Genomic DNA, 13,580 nt, shown 5'->3' on the forward strand with positions numbered 1-13,580 from the left:
TCTGAGGCGGCTGCCCGTGCCGGGTGCGTGTCCCGTGCCGCCCCGCTGGCGCGCGGGGGCGGTTAGGCTGTGCTCATGGCCCACGTCAACGCTCCGGCAGTCCTCGAAAAGCTCATGCGCACCAAGGGGCGGTGGGCCATTGTCGGCCTGTCCACAAATCAGTGGCGTGCCGCCTACGACACGTCCCTGTTCATCCGGGACCGGCTCGGGATGGAGATCATCCCGGTGAATCTGTCCGCCGATCCCGTGCACGGGGAAGCCGGCTACGCCGCCCTCGCCGACATTCCCGCCGGGAAGCAGCCGATCGACGTCGTGGACTGCTTTGTGAATTCCCACAAGGTGGGGGCGGTGGTGGACCAGGCGATCGCCGTCGGCGCCAAGGCTGTCTGGATGCAGCTGGGTGTCATCGACGAAGCGGCCGCGGCACGGGCCAAAGCCGCCGGACTCGACGTCATCATGAACGCCTGCCCCGCGCAGGACGCCAGGCGTTTCGGCCTCTGACCGGTCGTCCGCTGGTACCGGAGGGGCCGGCGGCCGCAGCAGCAACGCTGACTGCACAATGTCCGGGCCGGCCGGTAGGCTCGGAGCATGGATGCAGCAGCGCTCCGGGGAATCTGTCTGGGCTTTCCCGGCGCCTTCGAGGACTTCCCGTTCGGGCCGGAGACATCTGTCTTCAAGGTGCGGGCCGCGGTGTCCGGCGGCGACCGCCACGAAGCCAGGATGTTCGCCCTCTCTGCCCTGGCAGCGGGCGACTTTTCCGTCAGCCTGAAGTGCGAGCCTGCCCTGGCCGAACAGTTGCGGGCCGCACACCCGGAGATCACCGGAGCGTGGCACATGAACAAGAGGCACTGGAACGGAGTGCGCCTGGACGGGTCCCTGCCGGATGCGATGGTGCGTGACATGGTGGAGGATTCCTACGACCTCGTGGTGGCATCGCTGAGCCGCCGCCAGCAGGAGCAGCTGGGCTGGGCGCGGCTGGCCGACGGCGGCCGGGTGTGAACGCGCGGATCGCCCGGGGCGAACTGAACTACCCCGGCATCGGATTCACCAGCGAGGGCCGGTCACCGGAGGGCTTCGACCGGTTCCAGGCCCGCGCCCACCTGGGCGAGGGCTTCGAAACCTACCGCCGTGTCGCCGACGGGATCCTCACCTGGCAGATCCAGCGCCGGTCCGGGCTGCGGGTCCGGACCGAAACCGACGCGGTGGAGTCCGGCTCGCGGATTGTCAGCGGATTCGGCATCGGACCCTTCAGGATCAAGGCGCCGTGCGAGGTCGTGTGGGTCCGGCGCCCGGCCCCTGGAGACACGGCGCAGTCGGCAGGGTTCGGCTACGGCACGCTCCCCGGCCACCCGGAACGCGGCGAGGAGGCATTTGAAGTCTCCATCGACGCCGCCGGCGACGTGACGTTCACCATCACCGCCTTCAGCAGGCACGCCAACTGGTTCTACGCCGCCGGCGGGGCAGCGGCCAGGGCCGCCCAAAAGCTCATCACTTCCCGATACATTGACAGTGCACATCAACTGGCCGCAGGTGAGAGCTGATCAGGAGCAGGCAATGCTGAAACAAACCACCCTCGATGGACTATGGAATTTTGAGGACCCGCAGGTGTCGGAAGCCCGCTTCCGGGCGGCAGCAGCCGATCCGGCCTACGACACCGACGAACGCGCCGAGCTGACCACCCAACTGGGCCGCGCCATCGGCCTGCAGGGCCGGTTCGAGGAAGCCGACGCGCTGCTGGACGCGATCGACGGCGACGAACCCACCGTGGCCGTCCGCGTGCTGCTGGAGCGCGGCCGGGTGCTGAACTCCAGCGGGCACGCGGAGATGGCCGTGCCGCTCTTTGAACAGGCCGCCGAACTCGCGGACCACCTGGGCGAGGAGTTCCTGGCCGTGGACGCCCTGCACATGCTCGCCATTGCGGATTCAGCCCACGCCGAGACCTGGACCCGCAGCGCCCTAGAATACGCGTCCACCGTGCACGACGTGCGGACCAGACAGTGGCTCGTGGCCCTGCACGACAACCTGGGCCGGACGCTGCACGACGCCGGGCGCTGCACCGAAGCGATGGTCGAGTTCCAGCTCGCCGGGCAGTGGGCGGAACGCGTCGGCACCCCGCGGCAGCAGGAACTGGCCCGCGAGGCGATCCAGTCCTGCTGATTCCCGCCCCTTCATCTGCAACGCGGGGTCACCTACGGCCCATCCGCGCCGCCGCAACGGGCCGGATATGACCCCGCGTTGTCCTGTTGCAAGAATGGAAGACCGTCCAGCCCCACCGAAAGGCAGTTCCCGTGATCTTCATTGTCGTTAAATTCAAGGTCAAGCCCGACTGGTCCGACCGCTGGCTCGGCCTCGTCGGGGACTTCACCCAGGCAACACGCCAGGAACCGGGCAATCTCTGGTTCGACTGGTCCCGCAGTGTGGAGGACCCCAACGAATTCGTCCTGGTCGAGGCCTTCAAGGACGACGCCGCCGGGGACCACGTCAACAGCGCACACTTCAAGCAGGCCATGGCGGACATGCCCCGGGCCCTGCGGGAGACGCCGCAGATCATCAGCCGCCAGTTCGACGGCGAGGGGTGGGACCGGATGGGCGAGCTCACCATCTAACCTGCGCCGTTTGCTCCGTAACCGCCCTTTTGGCACACCAGAACGGCAGTTGCGGAGCACTCGCTACGATTAATGCATGTGGATTGGCTGGATTGAATTCGACGTCCTCCTCGGCGACGTCCACAGTCTGAAGGAGAAGCGCTCCGTCGTGCGCCCGGTGCTCGCCGAGCTCAAGCGCCGCTTCGACGTCTCCGTGACCGAGGCAGGACTGCATGACCAGTACCGCCGCACCGTGATTGGCGTGGGGCTGGTCGCGGCGGACCGGGCGCACCTGGTCGAGGTGCTGGCCGCCGTCGAGCGCTTTGTCGCGGCCCGGCCGGAACTGGACCTGCTCAGCGCCCGCCAGCGAGAACTCCGCAGCGACGACTAAAAAAGGACAACGCGGGGTCACTTAGCGCCCATCCCGAGGGGATTTATGGGCGGTAAGTGACCCCGCGTTGCCTTGGCAGGGAGCGTTAGCCGAAGTATTTCGGCAGGGTGGCCTCGTGGGCTTCACGGAGTGCGTCCAGGCTCATGGTGTCGACGCCGTTGATTTCCAGGGTGCCGCCCTCGGCGTCCACGACGCCGATCCGGAGGTGCGCGAAGCCGCGGGCGGTGCACATGTCCGTGAAGCGGATCTCCTCGGAGCGGGGCACGGCCACGATCGCGCGGCCCTGGGTCTCGGAGAACAGCGCCGTGAACAGGTCCACGCCGTCGCGATCCAGGACATCCTGAAGCGCGACCCGGGCACCCACGCCGTAGCGCAGCGAGGACTCCACGAGGGCCGCAGCGAGGCCGCCTTCGGAGAGGTCATGCGCGGAGTCCACCATGCCGTCGCGGGAGGCGTTGATCAGGATCTCGCCCAGGGCGCGTTCGGCCGCGAGGTCCACCTTGGGCGGCAGTCCGCCCAGATGCCCACGCATGTTGGACCATTCCGAGCCGTCCAGTTCCGCTGCCGTCGTGCCGAGCAGGTAGATGGCCTGGCCGTCTTCCTTCCAGCCCGACGGCGTGCGGCGCGCGACGTCGTCGAACTTGCCGAGCACGGCCACCACGGGGGACGGGTGGATCGGGGTAGAGCCGGTCTGGTTGTACAGCGAGACGTTGCCGCCCGTGACCGGGATGCCCAGCACCATGCAGGCGTCCGAGAGGCCGCGGATGGCTTCGGCCAGCTGCCACATCACGTCGGGGTCCTCGGGCGAGCCGAAGTTCAGGCAGTCGCTGACCGCCATCGGCACGGCGCCGGAGGTGGCGACGTTGCGGTACGCCTCGGCCAGGGCCAACTGCGCGCCGTGGTACGGATCGAGGTAGGTGTAGCGGCCGTTGGCATCGGTGGCCAGGGCCACGCCCAGGCCGGTTTCCTCGTCCACCCGGACCACACCGGCGTCGTCCGGGAACGCCATGGCGGTGTTGCCGCCGACGTAGCGGTCGTACTGGTTGGTGATCCAGGACTTGCTGCACATATTCGGTGAGGCGACGAGTTCGGTGATGGCGGCGGCGAGTTCCGCGGGGGCGGACGGGCGGCCGTTATCCTGCACGGAGCCGGTGAAGGAGTCGGCCTGCACGGCGTCCTGCCATTCGGGGCGGGCGTAGGGGCGGTCGTAGACCGGGCCGTCGTGGGCCACGGTGCGCGGGTCGACATCGACGATGACCACGCCGTCCCACGTGATGATGAGGCGGCCGGTATCCGTCACCTCGCCCAGCCAGGAGTACTCCACGGCCCACTTGTCCATGACCGCTTCAAACGCGGTGACGTTCTCCGGGGTGACCACGGCCATCATGCGTTCCTGCGACTCGGACATCAGGATTTCGCCCGGGGTCAGGGTCGGATCGCGGAGCAGGACCGAGGTCAGCTCGACTTCCATGCCGCCGTCGCCGTTGGAGGCGAGCTCGGACGTGGCGCAGGAAATGCCGGCGGCGCCGAGGTCCTGGATCCCCTCAACCAGGGAGCCCTTGAAGAGCTCGAGGCAGCATTCGATCAGGACCTTCTCGGCGAAGGGGTCGCCGACCTGGACCGCGGGGCGCTTGGACGGCTTGGTGTCGTCGAAGGACTCCGATGCCAGCACGGAGGCTCCGCCGATGCCGTCGCCGCCGGTGCGGGCACCGAAGAGCACCACTTTGTTGCCCTTGCCGGAGGCGTTGGCGAGGCGGATGTCCTCGTGCCGCATGACGCCGACGGCGAGGGCGTTGACCAGCGGGTTGCCCTGGTACACGGAATCGAAGACCATTTCGCCGCCGATGTTCGGCAGGCCCAGGGAGTTCCCGTAGCCGCCGATGCCGGCCACCGCGCCGTGCATGACGCGGGCGGTGTCCGGGTGGTCGATGGCGCCGAAACGCAGCGGATCCATCACGGCCACCGGGCGGGCGCCCATGGAGATGATGTCGCGGACAATGCCGCCGATGCCGGTCGCGGCACCCTGGTACGGCTCCACGAACGACGGCGAGTTGTGCGACTCGATCTTGAACGTCACGGCCCAGCCGTCGCCCAGGTTGGTGACACCGGCGTTTTCGCCGATGCCCACCAGCATGTCCTTTTTCATCTCGTCGGTGACCTTTTCGCCGAACTGGCGCAGGTGGTTCTTTGATGATTTGTAGGAGCAGTGCTCGCTCCACATCACGGAGTACATGGCGAGCTCGGCGCCGGTCGGGCGGCGGCCCAGGACCTTGACGACCTCGTCGAACTCGTTCTGCTTCAGGCCCAGCTCGGCCCAGGGGAGTTCGACGGCCGGGGTCTTGGCCGCGTTCTCGACGGTGTCGATGTTGAACTTCTGGGTCTCGGTGGCGGTGCCGGCCATCCGGCCTGTCGACGTCTCCGTCATTTGTTGTCTCCCACGATCTTGTTCAATACAGAGGTGAAGAAGCCGACGCCCTCGGTGCCGGAGCCGTTTTCGGGGCCGAAACCCGCCTCCACGGCGTGCTCCGGGTGCGGCATGAGGCCCACCACGTTGCCCGCGGCGTTGGAGATGCCGGCGATGTCGCGGCGGGAGCCGTTCGGGTTGAAGCCGACGTAGCGGAACACGACCCGGCCCTCGGCCTCCAGGGCATCGAGGGTCTTCCCGTCCGCGATGTACTGCCCGTCCTGGTTCTTCAGCGGCACGGTGATTTCCTGGCCGACGGCGTAGTCCCGGGTCCAGGCGGTCGAGTTGTTCTCCACGCGCAGGATCTGGTCGCGGCACATGAACAACAGGCCATCGTTCTTGATCATCGAGCCGGGCAGCAGGTGCGATTCGGTGAGGATCTGGAAGCCGTTGCAGATCCCCAGGACGGGCAGCCTGGCGTCCGAGTTGGCGGCGTCGATGATCCTGGCCATGAGAGGCGCGAACCGCGAGATGGCGCCGGCGCGGAGATAATCGCCGTAGGAGAAGCCGCCGGGAATCACGACGGCGTCGACGTCACCGAGGGTGGTGTCGGCGTGCCAGAGCGGCACCGGCGTGCCGCCGGCCAGGCGGACCGCACGGACGGCGTCGCGGTCGTCCAGGGTGCCGGGGAAGGTCACGACGCCGATCTTCGCACCAGCAAGCTTGCTGGCACCAGGCGAGTGCGCGGCGACGGCCTCGCCGATCAGGGGGAGTTCAGTCATCTCAGGCCTCGACGACCTCGACGTTGACGACGTCCTCGATGACCGGGTTGGACAGCAGGGTCTCGGCGGCGTTCCGGGCCTGGGCCAGGATCTCCTCCGTCACCTCGCCATCGACCGTGAGTTCAAAGCGCTTGCCCTGGCGGACAGAGCTAAACGCGGTGAAGCCCAGACGGGGGAGTGCACCCACGATGGCCTTCCCCTGGGGGTCGAGAATCTCGGGTTTGGGCATGACGTCGACAACGATCCGGGGCATCCGGCAACTCCTGTGCGTGAGCATTGGGTAAGGGCGCAGCGGAGTGGTGCCGTCTCACGCCGATCCGCTGTGTGGTGAGGACAGTGTGAAAGGGCGCTCCGCGAGCTTGCATGCCCATTCTACCGGCCGCGGCGCGTCCGGCCGCATCCGCGGAAGGGAGTATGAACGATGCCCGCACGGCCGGCCCGGACGGCACGCGGCGGACCCCCCGCCCAGCGGCACGGTGGCCCGGCGTGGCCTGCGCCGATCTATGGTCACCCCGGTGCGCCGTCAGTAGGATGTGCGCATGTCTGATAAATCGAAATCCCTGGTCCTGCCCGTCGTTGCCGCCGCCGTTTTTGCCGGCCTGGGCGGGATGGTCCTGCAGAAGATCAAAGCGGACCGCAAAGCCAGGGTAAGCAATGTGGCCGGACCCCTGGATGAGAAGACCCGCGCCTGGATCAGCGAAGTAGTCAGGACACCCCGCCAGTAGCGGCCCCCGGGCGACCTCTTGGCGCGACCGCGATTCCCCAGATCCACCGACCCGACAGGGCCGTCCGCGCCCCTCCCGCGCCGCCGGTCCGCTGGGTCTTGTCGAATTGCGTGACAAATTCGAATTCCCCATTGTGGGCTATGTCATATCTGCGTCTCAGTCTGTACTGTAAGAATCGGCTGGTATCCGTCGGTGCCGTGAGAGTCTCAGCTCTTTCTGTCCTGCCAGTCTTTGGCCCGGCATTAACGTCGGGGCCGTTCCTTATGAAAGGTTCAACCACACGTGAAATCACCAGGAAAGAGCTTCCTTCGAAGCGGGGGACTCCGGAGGGCCGTGGCACTGACCCTGGGCCTGCCGCTGCTCTTGTCAACAGTTGTTATCGCACCCGCCACCGCGGCACCATCACAGGGATCCACCGTCGCGGGAGTCGCCCAGAAGAATCTGGATCCCAGCAGTTACCCGGACGGCCGTTACATCGTTCTCCTGGCTGAAATGCCGGCAGCGAGCTACGAAGGCAGCACCGCCGGTTTTCAGGCCACCAAGCCGGCGGCAGGCAAGAAGCTCAACACCGCAAAGGCTGAGGTCAAGAAGTACCGGGCCCACCTGGAGAAAAAGCAGGCCGAGGTCGCCGGGCAGCAGGGCGTCCAGATCCAGCGCCAGTACTCCGCCGCGGTCAACGGCTTCAGCGCCACGCTCACCACGGACCAGGCCGTCAAGCTCGCCAAGGATCCCAGCGTCCTGGTGGTTTCCCCTGACACAGAAAACGCCCCGGACTACTCCAGCACCGATTTCCTCAAGCTCAGCGGCGAGAACGGCACGTGGAACACCCAGTTCGGCGGCCAGGACGGCGCTGGCAAGGGCGTCGTCGTCGGCGTCATCGACACCGGCTACACCCCGGATAGCGACTTCTTCGCCGGCGAAGAGGTCAAGCCCCTCGTCGGCGAACCCGTCGTCGGAGTGCCGTACAGGACGGCGGACAGCAAGATTGCGATGCTCAAGTCCGACGGTGACACCTTTATCGGTGAGTGCCAGACAGGCCAGGACTTCGACGGTTCGGCCTGCAACTCCAAGGTCCTCAGCGCGCACTACTTCGCCGAGGATTTCCTGGCCTACGTTCCGCCGGCCAACCGTGCACCGCAGGAACTGCTGTCCCCGGTCGACGTCGACAGCCACGGCACCCACACCGGCAGCACCGCGGTGGGCAACGCCAACGTTGAGACTTTCGTTGACGGCCGCAGCTTCGGCCTGACCAGCGGCATCGCGCCCGCCGCGAAGCTCTCCGTCTACAAGGTCTGCTGGGAAGACACCGACCCGAACACCGGCGGCTGCTACAGCTCCTCGTCCGTTGCCGCCGTCGAGCAGGCCATGGAGGATGGGGTGGATGTGCTGAACTACTCCATCTCCGGCTCAACGACGTCCGTGATCGACCCCGTTTCGGTGGCCTTCCTGAACGCTTCCGCCGCAGGAATCTTCGTGGCCGCGTCGGCCGGAAACTCCGGACCGACGGCCAGCACCGTCAACCACGGCGGCCCCTGGGTCACCACAGTTGCGGCCAGCAGCTTCTCCCAGGAGCTCCAGGGCACTATCGAATTCGCCGACGGCACCAAGTTCCGCGGCGCCAGCATCATGAACCGCGAGGTCAAGGACGCCGGCGTCGTGCTGGCTGCCAACGCGGCCCTTACGGCCGGTAACCGGAACGCTGCACTCTGCGGTCCGGACACACTGGAGCCCGCCAAGGTTGCAGGCAAGGTCGTCGTTTGTGACCGCGGTGTCTTCGACCGCGTCGCCAAGAGCGCCGAGGTCGCCCGCGGCGGCGGAGTCGGCATGATCCTCGTGAACCTCAGCAGCTCCTCGCTGGACACGGACAAGCACGCCGTCCCGACCGTCCACGTAAACCCGCCGGCCACCGAGGCCATCAAGGCCAAGGTCACCGCCAACCCGGCCACCACGGTTTCCCTGGTCAACAAGGACACCACCGGGCTGCCGCTGGAAGCTCAGCCGCAGATCGCCGGATTCTCCTCCCGCGGGCCGCTGCTGGCCACCGGCTCCGACCTGCTGAAGCCTGACGTCGCCGCTCCGGGTGTCGCAGTCCTGGCCGGCGTCTCACCCATCGGCACCGGTGGCGACGAGTTCGGATTTATGTCCGGCACATCGATGGCCGCACCGCACGTTGCCGGCTTCGGCGCGCTGCTCCTGGGCAAGAACCCCGACTGGTCCCCGGCAACGGTCAAGTCCGCCATGATGACCACGGCAGGCGATGTAGTCAACGCCGACGGCTCAAAGAACACCGATGTCCACGCCACCGGTGCGGGCCAGGTGGATCCGGCACGCATGGCCGATCCGGGTCTGGTCTACGACGCGAACCTCGAGGACTACAAGAAGTTCATCCAGGGAACGGGCGTCAACCTTGGCCTGGCGTCCAGCACGTTGCCGCGGGACATGAACGTCCCGTCCTTCTCCCTGGGTAACCTCACCGGAAAAATCACCGTGACCCGCACTCTGACTGCCCTGACCCCGGGCATCTACAAGGTCAAAGCCAATGTGCCCGGCATCAAGGTCAGCGTGGCTCCGGCTTCCCTGAACTTCAAGGCAGCCGGCGAAAAGAAAACCTTCAAGGTCACCTTCGAGAACAAGGGCGCTGCCCTGGGTAAGTTCGCGATGGGCTCCCTGAGCTGGCAGGGTGCCGGCAAGACCGTCACCTCGCCGATCGCAGTCCGTCCGCAGTCCGTCGTGGCCGCAAAGGAAGTTTCCTTCACCTCCGAGACCGGGACCGGATCCGGTGACATCAGTGTTGTCTCAGGCACCGACAACCCGATCAACATGACCGTGGATGGACTGTCCAAGGCGGATTCCACCGAAGTGGAGCTGGTTCCGGGGCCGTTCACTGGCCGCGCTGACGCCTCGACCTTCGTCAAGACTGTCACGGTCCCGGCGGGTGCTCCGCTGGCCAAGTTCTCGGTCTTCTCCTCTGACCCGGACTCGGACTTCGACATGTGGGTGGCTACCCCCAGGGGCGTCGAGCAGGTGGCGACAGCGTCGGCCAGCGAGTCACTGTCGATCGCTAACCCGGCTGCCGGCACGTACACGATCTACGCGAACCTGTTCTCCAGCCCGGACGGCAAGGCCCGCAAGGCAAGCGTCGATGCCGCTATCCTCGGTGCCAACGAGAACAATGCCACGCTCACGCCGAACCCGCTGGTGCTGCCCAACGGTGAGGCGGGCAAGGTCACCCTGAATTGGACCGGCCTTCAGCCCGGCTCCTACATCGGACGGATCACCTTTGCCGGTGCCAGCGAGCCGACCTTCGTCGGTGTCCTCGTGAACGCTGCAGGCGTCGCCTCGGTGGCGCCGACCTCGGATGGTTCAGCCGGGCAGTCCAAGTTCCAGAACCAGGAGCCGGACCGCCCGAACAACGCCATCTAGGCGGAGTCCAACCCTGAGCGCAAAAGGCCAATGGCCGGCGGTTTCCACCGCCGGCCATTGGCCTTTAATCTGCCGGTGCCGTTCAGGCTTCCGGTGGACTTGCCGCCGGACTGACGCTCAGCGGCGGCGACTCAGATCGCGCCGGTGGAACCCGCAACCCCGCCCAGCAGCGGCGCCATGGCGCGCCAGCGGGCGATCTCGCAGCCGTCGGTGCGGCTGAACTCGCTGTTGACTTCACGGCCCAGGAACCAGCCCGTCACCACGGCGACCTGGGGGCCGCCATACTGCTGGGTGCACATCTTCGGCGGGCCGGGCTTGGGGAAGAAAATGTCCTCCCCGTGGCGCGTAACAGCTGCGAGGGCGGCGGCGGAATCCGGCAGTGTGCACCCTTCGGCGAGGGCTCCGCCGCGTGCCTCCAGCCGGAAGACGTGTGCCGGCGCGCCGGGGGCCTCCGTCAGGCGGATGGTGAGATCGATCTCGTGGCGGGTGGCGGTCATTGCTGTCCTTCCAAGCTTTCGGGGGCGGGGCCGGGCCCGGAACCCACCGACCGGAGCAGGGGCGTGAGCTCCCGCAGCAGCCGGCGCCGCAGTTCCTGCGACTCGGCGGAAAAAGCCCGCTGGTATTGAACGTACTCGGCTTTGCCTTCGGCCGTTTCGATCAGGATGGCGGGATAGCCCCACTCCAACAAGTCATAGGGCGACGCCTGCATATCCATGGCCCTGATCCGCCAGGAAAGCTCGAAACAGTCCATCACCAGCTCGCTGGGCAGCAGCGGGGCGAGCTTGTACGCCCACTTGTACAGGTCCATGTTGGCGTGCAGGCACCCGGGCTGTTCCATGGCCCGCTGGTTCTCCCGGCTCGGCGCCAGGCTGTTCAGCGGCACGGCGTCCGGCGTGTAAAAGCGGAAGGCATCGAAGTGCGAGCAGCGGATCCGGTTCTCCTCCACCACCTCGTCGGTCCGTTCGGATCCGAGCCGCAGCTGGAGGTACTCGTGCCGGAGCTCGAACTTGTCCTGCCGGTAGACCATGGCCCACTCGTGCAGCCCGAAGCAGCCGAACTGCGCCGGCCGCGCCGCCGTCCCGGCCAGGATGATCCCGGCGAAGCGCAGCGCATCCCGCCGGTCCCGGGCAAACGCCTCGACGTCGACCGTGACGGCCGTGCTCCCCGCCGGCAGGCCGGCGGCGGCCAGTTCGCCGTCGTCGGGCGTGCGGTAGTACTTCCAGCCGGCACGCTCTGCCGCGGCGGGACCGGCGAGCACGACGCCGGTGCCCGGGTGCCAGCGCAGCAGCTGGCCCGGCTTCTGGGTGTAGTAGGTGAACAGGAAATCCTCAACCGGGTGCTTCCTGCCGGCGGACCGGCGGGCGAGGTAGGGATCCGCGTAGCGCCGGACGCGTGCCTGATAAACGGCCTGGCGCGGCAGCCAGGCTTCCTGGGGGAGGGCGAGCAGCTTAGACAGCCCCGCCGGTGGAGCCAAGGACATCCCTGGCGGCATTCCAGGCGGCGATCTCGCAGCCGTCGCGCAGCGTGAAGGTTGTTTCGACCGGCAGGCCGTCCACGACTCCGGTGACCGTGGCCTCCTGCGGGCCGCCGTACTGCATGGTGCAGGCCTGGTCCGTTGGCCGGGGCGCGGGGCTGAGCAGCGCGGCATTGTTCTTCACGGCGAGGCAGGCCGCCGCAGCGTCGGGGTGCTGGCTCTCTGCTGCCGGGACCCCGTCCAGGCAGACAAGCGTGAAGTTCTTAGGCGTGCCCGTCCCGGATGGCTTGACCATGATCGCGAGTTCGGCGTTCCCCTGCCCGGGCCCTGAGGTCACAGGCGCGGCTGACGGCGAGGCGGCAGGGGTCTTTGTCTCGGTATCCGGCGAGGGGGTGACCGTCGCGGATGGGCTTGCCCCGTCCGTAGGCGCGGGGGCCGTCGCCGATGGCGAGGGGGTTCCGCCGCCCGGCGAGCAGGCGGCCAATCCGGCTACCGCCATCAGAACGAGCGCCGCCTGGCTCAGTTGCTTGCGCATCAGCAGTCCTCCTGTGTTTTGCCCAGTCTACCGCCGCGACGGACCGAAGGAGTCCGTCTTTGTGGCCGCAACCAGATCCATCATGGAGGCGTGCAACTGGCTGACCTGTTCACGGGTCAGGCCCAGCCGCTCCATCATGGTTCCCGGCACAGCGGTGGCCTGCTGCCGCAGCGCGGTGCCTTGCGCGGTGAGGCCCACGGCAAGGGTGCGTTCGTCGCCTTGCACCCGCTCGCGAGTGATGAAGCCAGCCGCCTCCAGACGGCGCAGCAGGGGCGAAATCGTCGCGGGCTCCTGGGCGAGGGCCTCACTGATGTCGCGGACGGAACGGGGGCTGGATTCCCAGAGACACAGCATCACAAGGTACTGGGGGTGGGTCAGGCCGAGCTTGTCCAGCACCGGCTTGTAAGCGCCGACGACACTGCGGGAGGCCACCGTGAGTGCGAAGCAGAGCTGGTGCTCCAGCAGAAGGTCATCCTGGGTTCCTTCGGTCACATCTGTCACTGGTGCCCTCCTGGGATAGTTAGTGCACTAATCATTAGCGTACACTGGTGGAACGTCTCGTTCTTAGGAGTGGATAGTGATGGCAAAGGAAAAAGCCGAAAACGCCTCGCAGAGGTTCATGCGCGCAACGGGCAAGCTCCGGATGATTTTCGGTCCTGCCAACCGCAGCGCCCTGGGGAACGACATGACGGAACAGAACCGGGAACTGCTGGCCCAGCGCGAAGCCGAAACCCAGCAGTGGGAGACCCTGCACCGCCCCGACGGCAGCACCTACGTCGTGCCCCGCAACCCCGAGGACAAGTCGCTGCGGTAGGGCCTCCGCGGGCCGCGCGCCAGGCTTTGCTTTCCGGGATTTTGCGGGCGCCGGCACCCATGCTTTTCGCCGGTGCAGGGCGTAAAATAGGGTCACAGGCACCAGCACTTAGCCACGGCTGTTCCCCGTGGCCCGGACGCTGGAAAGGGGGTGGGAATTATGGCACTTCCACTGCGGAAATCTGCCCAGAGGCAGCACCTGCATCCGTTGTCCGCGGCACGCTTCCTTTTCGGCCCGGCCTCGCGGGGGGATTACTCCGCACCGGTCATCCACAGGCATGACGACTTCGAGACGGCCTCCGAGGCCGAGCTCGCCGGTTTTGTAGTCGAGACCGACGCGCACGGACATCACTACGCTGTCCGAAAGGAAGACCTCCCGAAAGAGGAAGTCTGAGCAGCGCCCTGCGAGGGCACAGGGAAGGGAGCGGCGGATGCCGCTCCCTTCCTC

General features: G+C 67.1%; 17 protein-coding genes. 10 read left to right on the forward strand and 7 right to left on the reverse strand.

The window, feature by feature from the left end; all coding sequences use genetic code 11:
• The first annotated feature begins 75 nt into the window (after nt 1–75).
• From ACZYX4_RS09830 to ACZYX4_RS09855, 6 genes are all read left to right on the forward strand, one after another.
• Complete coding sequence (locus tag ACZYX4_RS09830) at nt 76–501, forward strand: CoA-binding protein (RefSeq protein WP_463875392.1); 426 nt, start codon at nt 76–78, stop codon at nt 499–501.
• Nucleotides 502–588: 87 nt separating this feature from the next.
• On the forward strand, nt 589–999 hold the full coding sequence (locus ACZYX4_RS09835) for an MmcQ/YjbR family DNA-binding protein (RefSeq protein ID WP_463875393.1): 411 nt from the start codon (nt 589–591) through the stop codon (nt 997–999).
• Nucleotides 996–1,541, forward strand: a complete 546-nt coding sequence (locus tag ACZYX4_RS09840) for a DUF1990 family protein (protein ID WP_463875394.1) — start codon at nt 996–998, stop codon at nt 1,539–1,541. Before ACZYX4_RS09835 ends, ACZYX4_RS09840 begins: the two co-directional genes overlap by 4 nt.
• A 13-nt stretch (nt 1,542–1,554) precedes the next feature.
• Nucleotides 1,555–2,157 (forward strand): hypothetical protein, encoded by a 603-nt coding sequence (locus tag ACZYX4_RS09845; RefSeq protein ID WP_463875395.1) that lies wholly within the window; start codon nt 1,555–1,557, stop codon nt 2,155–2,157.
• 131 nt (nt 2,158–2,288) lie between these two features.
• Nucleotides 2,289–2,606 carry a putative quinol monooxygenase gene (locus tag ACZYX4_RS09850; RefSeq protein ID WP_463875396.1) on the forward strand — a complete coding sequence of 106 codons (318 nt, stop codon included), beginning with the start codon at nt 2,289–2,291 and terminating at the stop codon, nt 2,604–2,606.
• Between the two features lie 76 nt (nt 2,607–2,682).
• The gene (locus tag ACZYX4_RS09855; protein ID WP_463875397.1) at nt 2,683–2,976 is read left to right on the forward strand and encodes a DUF503 domain-containing protein; all 294 of its coding nucleotides are present in this window, start codon (nt 2,683–2,685) and stop codon (nt 2,974–2,976) included.
• A gap of 85 nt (nt 2,977–3,061) precedes the next feature.
• On the opposite strand, the gene purL is transcribed toward ACZYX4_RS09855, so the two are convergent.
• From purL to purS, 3 genes are read right to left on the reverse strand one after another with little or no spacing between them, the layout of a single operon-like run.
• Entirely contained in the window at nt 3,062–5,401 is a 2,340-nt protein-coding gene (purL, locus tag ACZYX4_RS09860; RefSeq protein WP_463875398.1) for a phosphoribosylformylglycinamidine synthase subunit PurL, read from the reverse strand.
• Nucleotides 5,398–6,162: a phosphoribosylformylglycinamidine synthase subunit PurQ gene (gene purQ, locus ACZYX4_RS09865; RefSeq protein ID WP_463875399.1), complete on the reverse strand. Its 765-nt coding sequence runs from the start codon at nt 6,160–6,162 to the stop codon at nt 5,398–5,400. Before purQ ends, purL begins: the two co-directional genes overlap by 4 nt.
• 1 nt (nt 6,163) lies before the next feature.
• Nucleotides 6,164–6,415 carry a phosphoribosylformylglycinamidine synthase subunit PurS gene (gene purS, locus ACZYX4_RS09870; RefSeq protein ID WP_011690410.1) on the reverse strand — a complete coding sequence of 84 codons (252 nt, stop codon included), beginning with the start codon at nt 6,413–6,415 and terminating at the stop codon, nt 6,164–6,166.
• 286 nt (nt 6,416–6,701) lie between these two features.
• On the opposite strand from purS, the gene ACZYX4_RS09875 reads away from it, so the two are divergent.
• Nucleotides 6,702–6,887: a hypothetical protein gene (locus ACZYX4_RS09875; protein WP_463875400.1), complete on the forward strand. Its 186-nt coding sequence runs from the start codon at nt 6,702–6,704 to the stop codon at nt 6,885–6,887.
• Between the two features lie 282 nt (nt 6,888–7,169).
• Complete coding sequence (locus ACZYX4_RS09880; protein ID WP_463875401.1) at nt 7,170–10,310, forward strand: S8 family serine peptidase; 3,141 nt, start codon at nt 7,170–7,172, stop codon at nt 10,308–10,310.
• Nucleotides 10,311–10,441: 131 nt separating this feature from the next.
• Here ACZYX4_RS09880 and ACZYX4_RS09885 read toward each other — a convergent pair whose 3' ends face one another.
• From ACZYX4_RS09885 to ACZYX4_RS09900, 4 genes are read right to left on the reverse strand one after another with little or no spacing between them, the layout of a single operon-like run.
• The gene (locus tag ACZYX4_RS09885) at nt 10,442–10,807 is read right to left on the reverse strand and encodes a serine protease inhibitor (RefSeq protein ID WP_463875402.1); all 366 of its coding nucleotides are present in this window, start codon (nt 10,805–10,807) and stop codon (nt 10,442–10,444) included.
• Complete coding sequence (locus ACZYX4_RS09890; protein ID WP_463875403.1) at nt 10,804–11,790, reverse strand: 3-methyladenine DNA glycosylase; 987 nt, start codon at nt 11,788–11,790, stop codon at nt 10,804–10,806. The genes ACZYX4_RS09885 and ACZYX4_RS09890 overlap by 4 nt, the downstream gene beginning before the upstream one ends.
• Entirely contained in the window at nt 11,759–12,319 is a 561-nt protein-coding gene (locus ACZYX4_RS09895; RefSeq protein ID WP_463875404.1) for a serine protease inhibitor, read from the reverse strand. The genes ACZYX4_RS09890 and ACZYX4_RS09895 overlap by 32 nt, the downstream gene beginning before the upstream one ends.
• 27 nt (nt 12,320–12,346) lie before the next feature.
• On the reverse strand, nt 12,347–12,820 hold the full coding sequence (locus tag ACZYX4_RS09900; protein WP_463875405.1) for a MarR family winged helix-turn-helix transcriptional regulator: 474 nt from the start codon (nt 12,818–12,820) through the stop codon (nt 12,347–12,349).
• A gap of 79 nt (nt 12,821–12,899) precedes the next feature.
• On the opposite strand from ACZYX4_RS09900, the gene ACZYX4_RS09905 reads away from it, so the two are divergent.
• A complete protein-coding gene (locus ACZYX4_RS09905; protein ID WP_463875406.1) occupies nt 12,900–13,133 on the forward strand; it encodes a hypothetical protein in 234 nt (77 codons plus the stop codon).
• A 159-nt stretch (nt 13,134–13,292) separates the two neighbouring features.
• Nucleotides 13,293–13,526, forward strand: a complete 234-nt coding sequence (locus ACZYX4_RS09910; protein WP_463875407.1) for a hypothetical protein — start codon at nt 13,293–13,295, stop codon at nt 13,524–13,526.
• Nucleotides 13,527–13,580: the final 54 nt, after the last annotated feature.

Source organism: Pseudarthrobacter leeuwenhoeki (assembly GCF_055412885.1).

Excerpts from the sequence above, each read along its gene's own strand:
- ACZYX4_RS09830 (WP_463875392.1), top strand. The coding sequence starts at position 76 with ATGGCCCACGTCAACGCTCCGGCAGTCCTCGAAAAGCTCATGCGCACC.
- ACZYX4_RS09835 (WP_463875393.1), top strand. The coding sequence starts at position 589 with ATGGATGCAGCAGCGCTCCGGGGAATCTGTCTGGGCTTTCCCGGCGCC.
- ACZYX4_RS09845 (WP_463875395.1), top strand. The coding sequence starts at position 1,555 with ATGCTGAAACAAACCACCCTCGATGGACTATGGAATTTTGAGGACCCG.
- ACZYX4_RS09855 (WP_463875397.1), top strand. The coding sequence starts at position 2,683 with ATGTGGATTGGCTGGATTGAATTCGACGTCCTCCTCGGCGACGTCCAC.
- purL (WP_463875398.1), bottom strand. The coding sequence starts at position 5,401 with ATGACGGAGACGTCGACAGGCCGGATGGCCGGCACCGCCACCGAGACC.
- purQ (WP_463875399.1), bottom strand. The coding sequence starts at position 6,162 with ATGACTGAACTCCCCCTGATCGGCGAGGCCGTCGCCGCGCACTCGCCT.
- purS (WP_011690410.1), bottom strand. The coding sequence starts at position 6,415 with ATGCCCCGGATCGTTGTCGACGTCATGCCCAAACCCGAGATTCTCGAC.
- ACZYX4_RS09875 (WP_463875400.1), top strand. The coding sequence starts at position 6,702 with ATGTCTGATAAATCGAAATCCCTGGTCCTGCCCGTCGTTGCCGCCGCC.
- ACZYX4_RS09885 (WP_463875402.1), bottom strand. The coding sequence starts at position 10,807 with ATGACCGCCACCCGCCACGAGATCGATCTCACCATCCGCCTGACGGAG.
- ACZYX4_RS09890 (WP_463875403.1), bottom strand. The coding sequence starts at position 11,790 with ATGTCCTTGGCTCCACCGGCGGGGCTGTCTAAGCTGCTCGCCCTCCCC.
- ACZYX4_RS09895 (WP_463875404.1), bottom strand. The coding sequence starts at position 12,319 with ATGCGCAAGCAACTGAGCCAGGCGGCGCTCGTTCTGATGGCGGTAGCC.
- ACZYX4_RS09905 (WP_463875406.1), top strand. The coding sequence starts at position 12,900 with ATGGCAAAGGAAAAAGCCGAAAACGCCTCGCAGAGGTTCATGCGCGCA.
- ACZYX4_RS09910 (WP_463875407.1), top strand. The coding sequence starts at position 13,293 with ATGGCACTTCCACTGCGGAAATCTGCCCAGAGGCAGCACCTGCATCCG.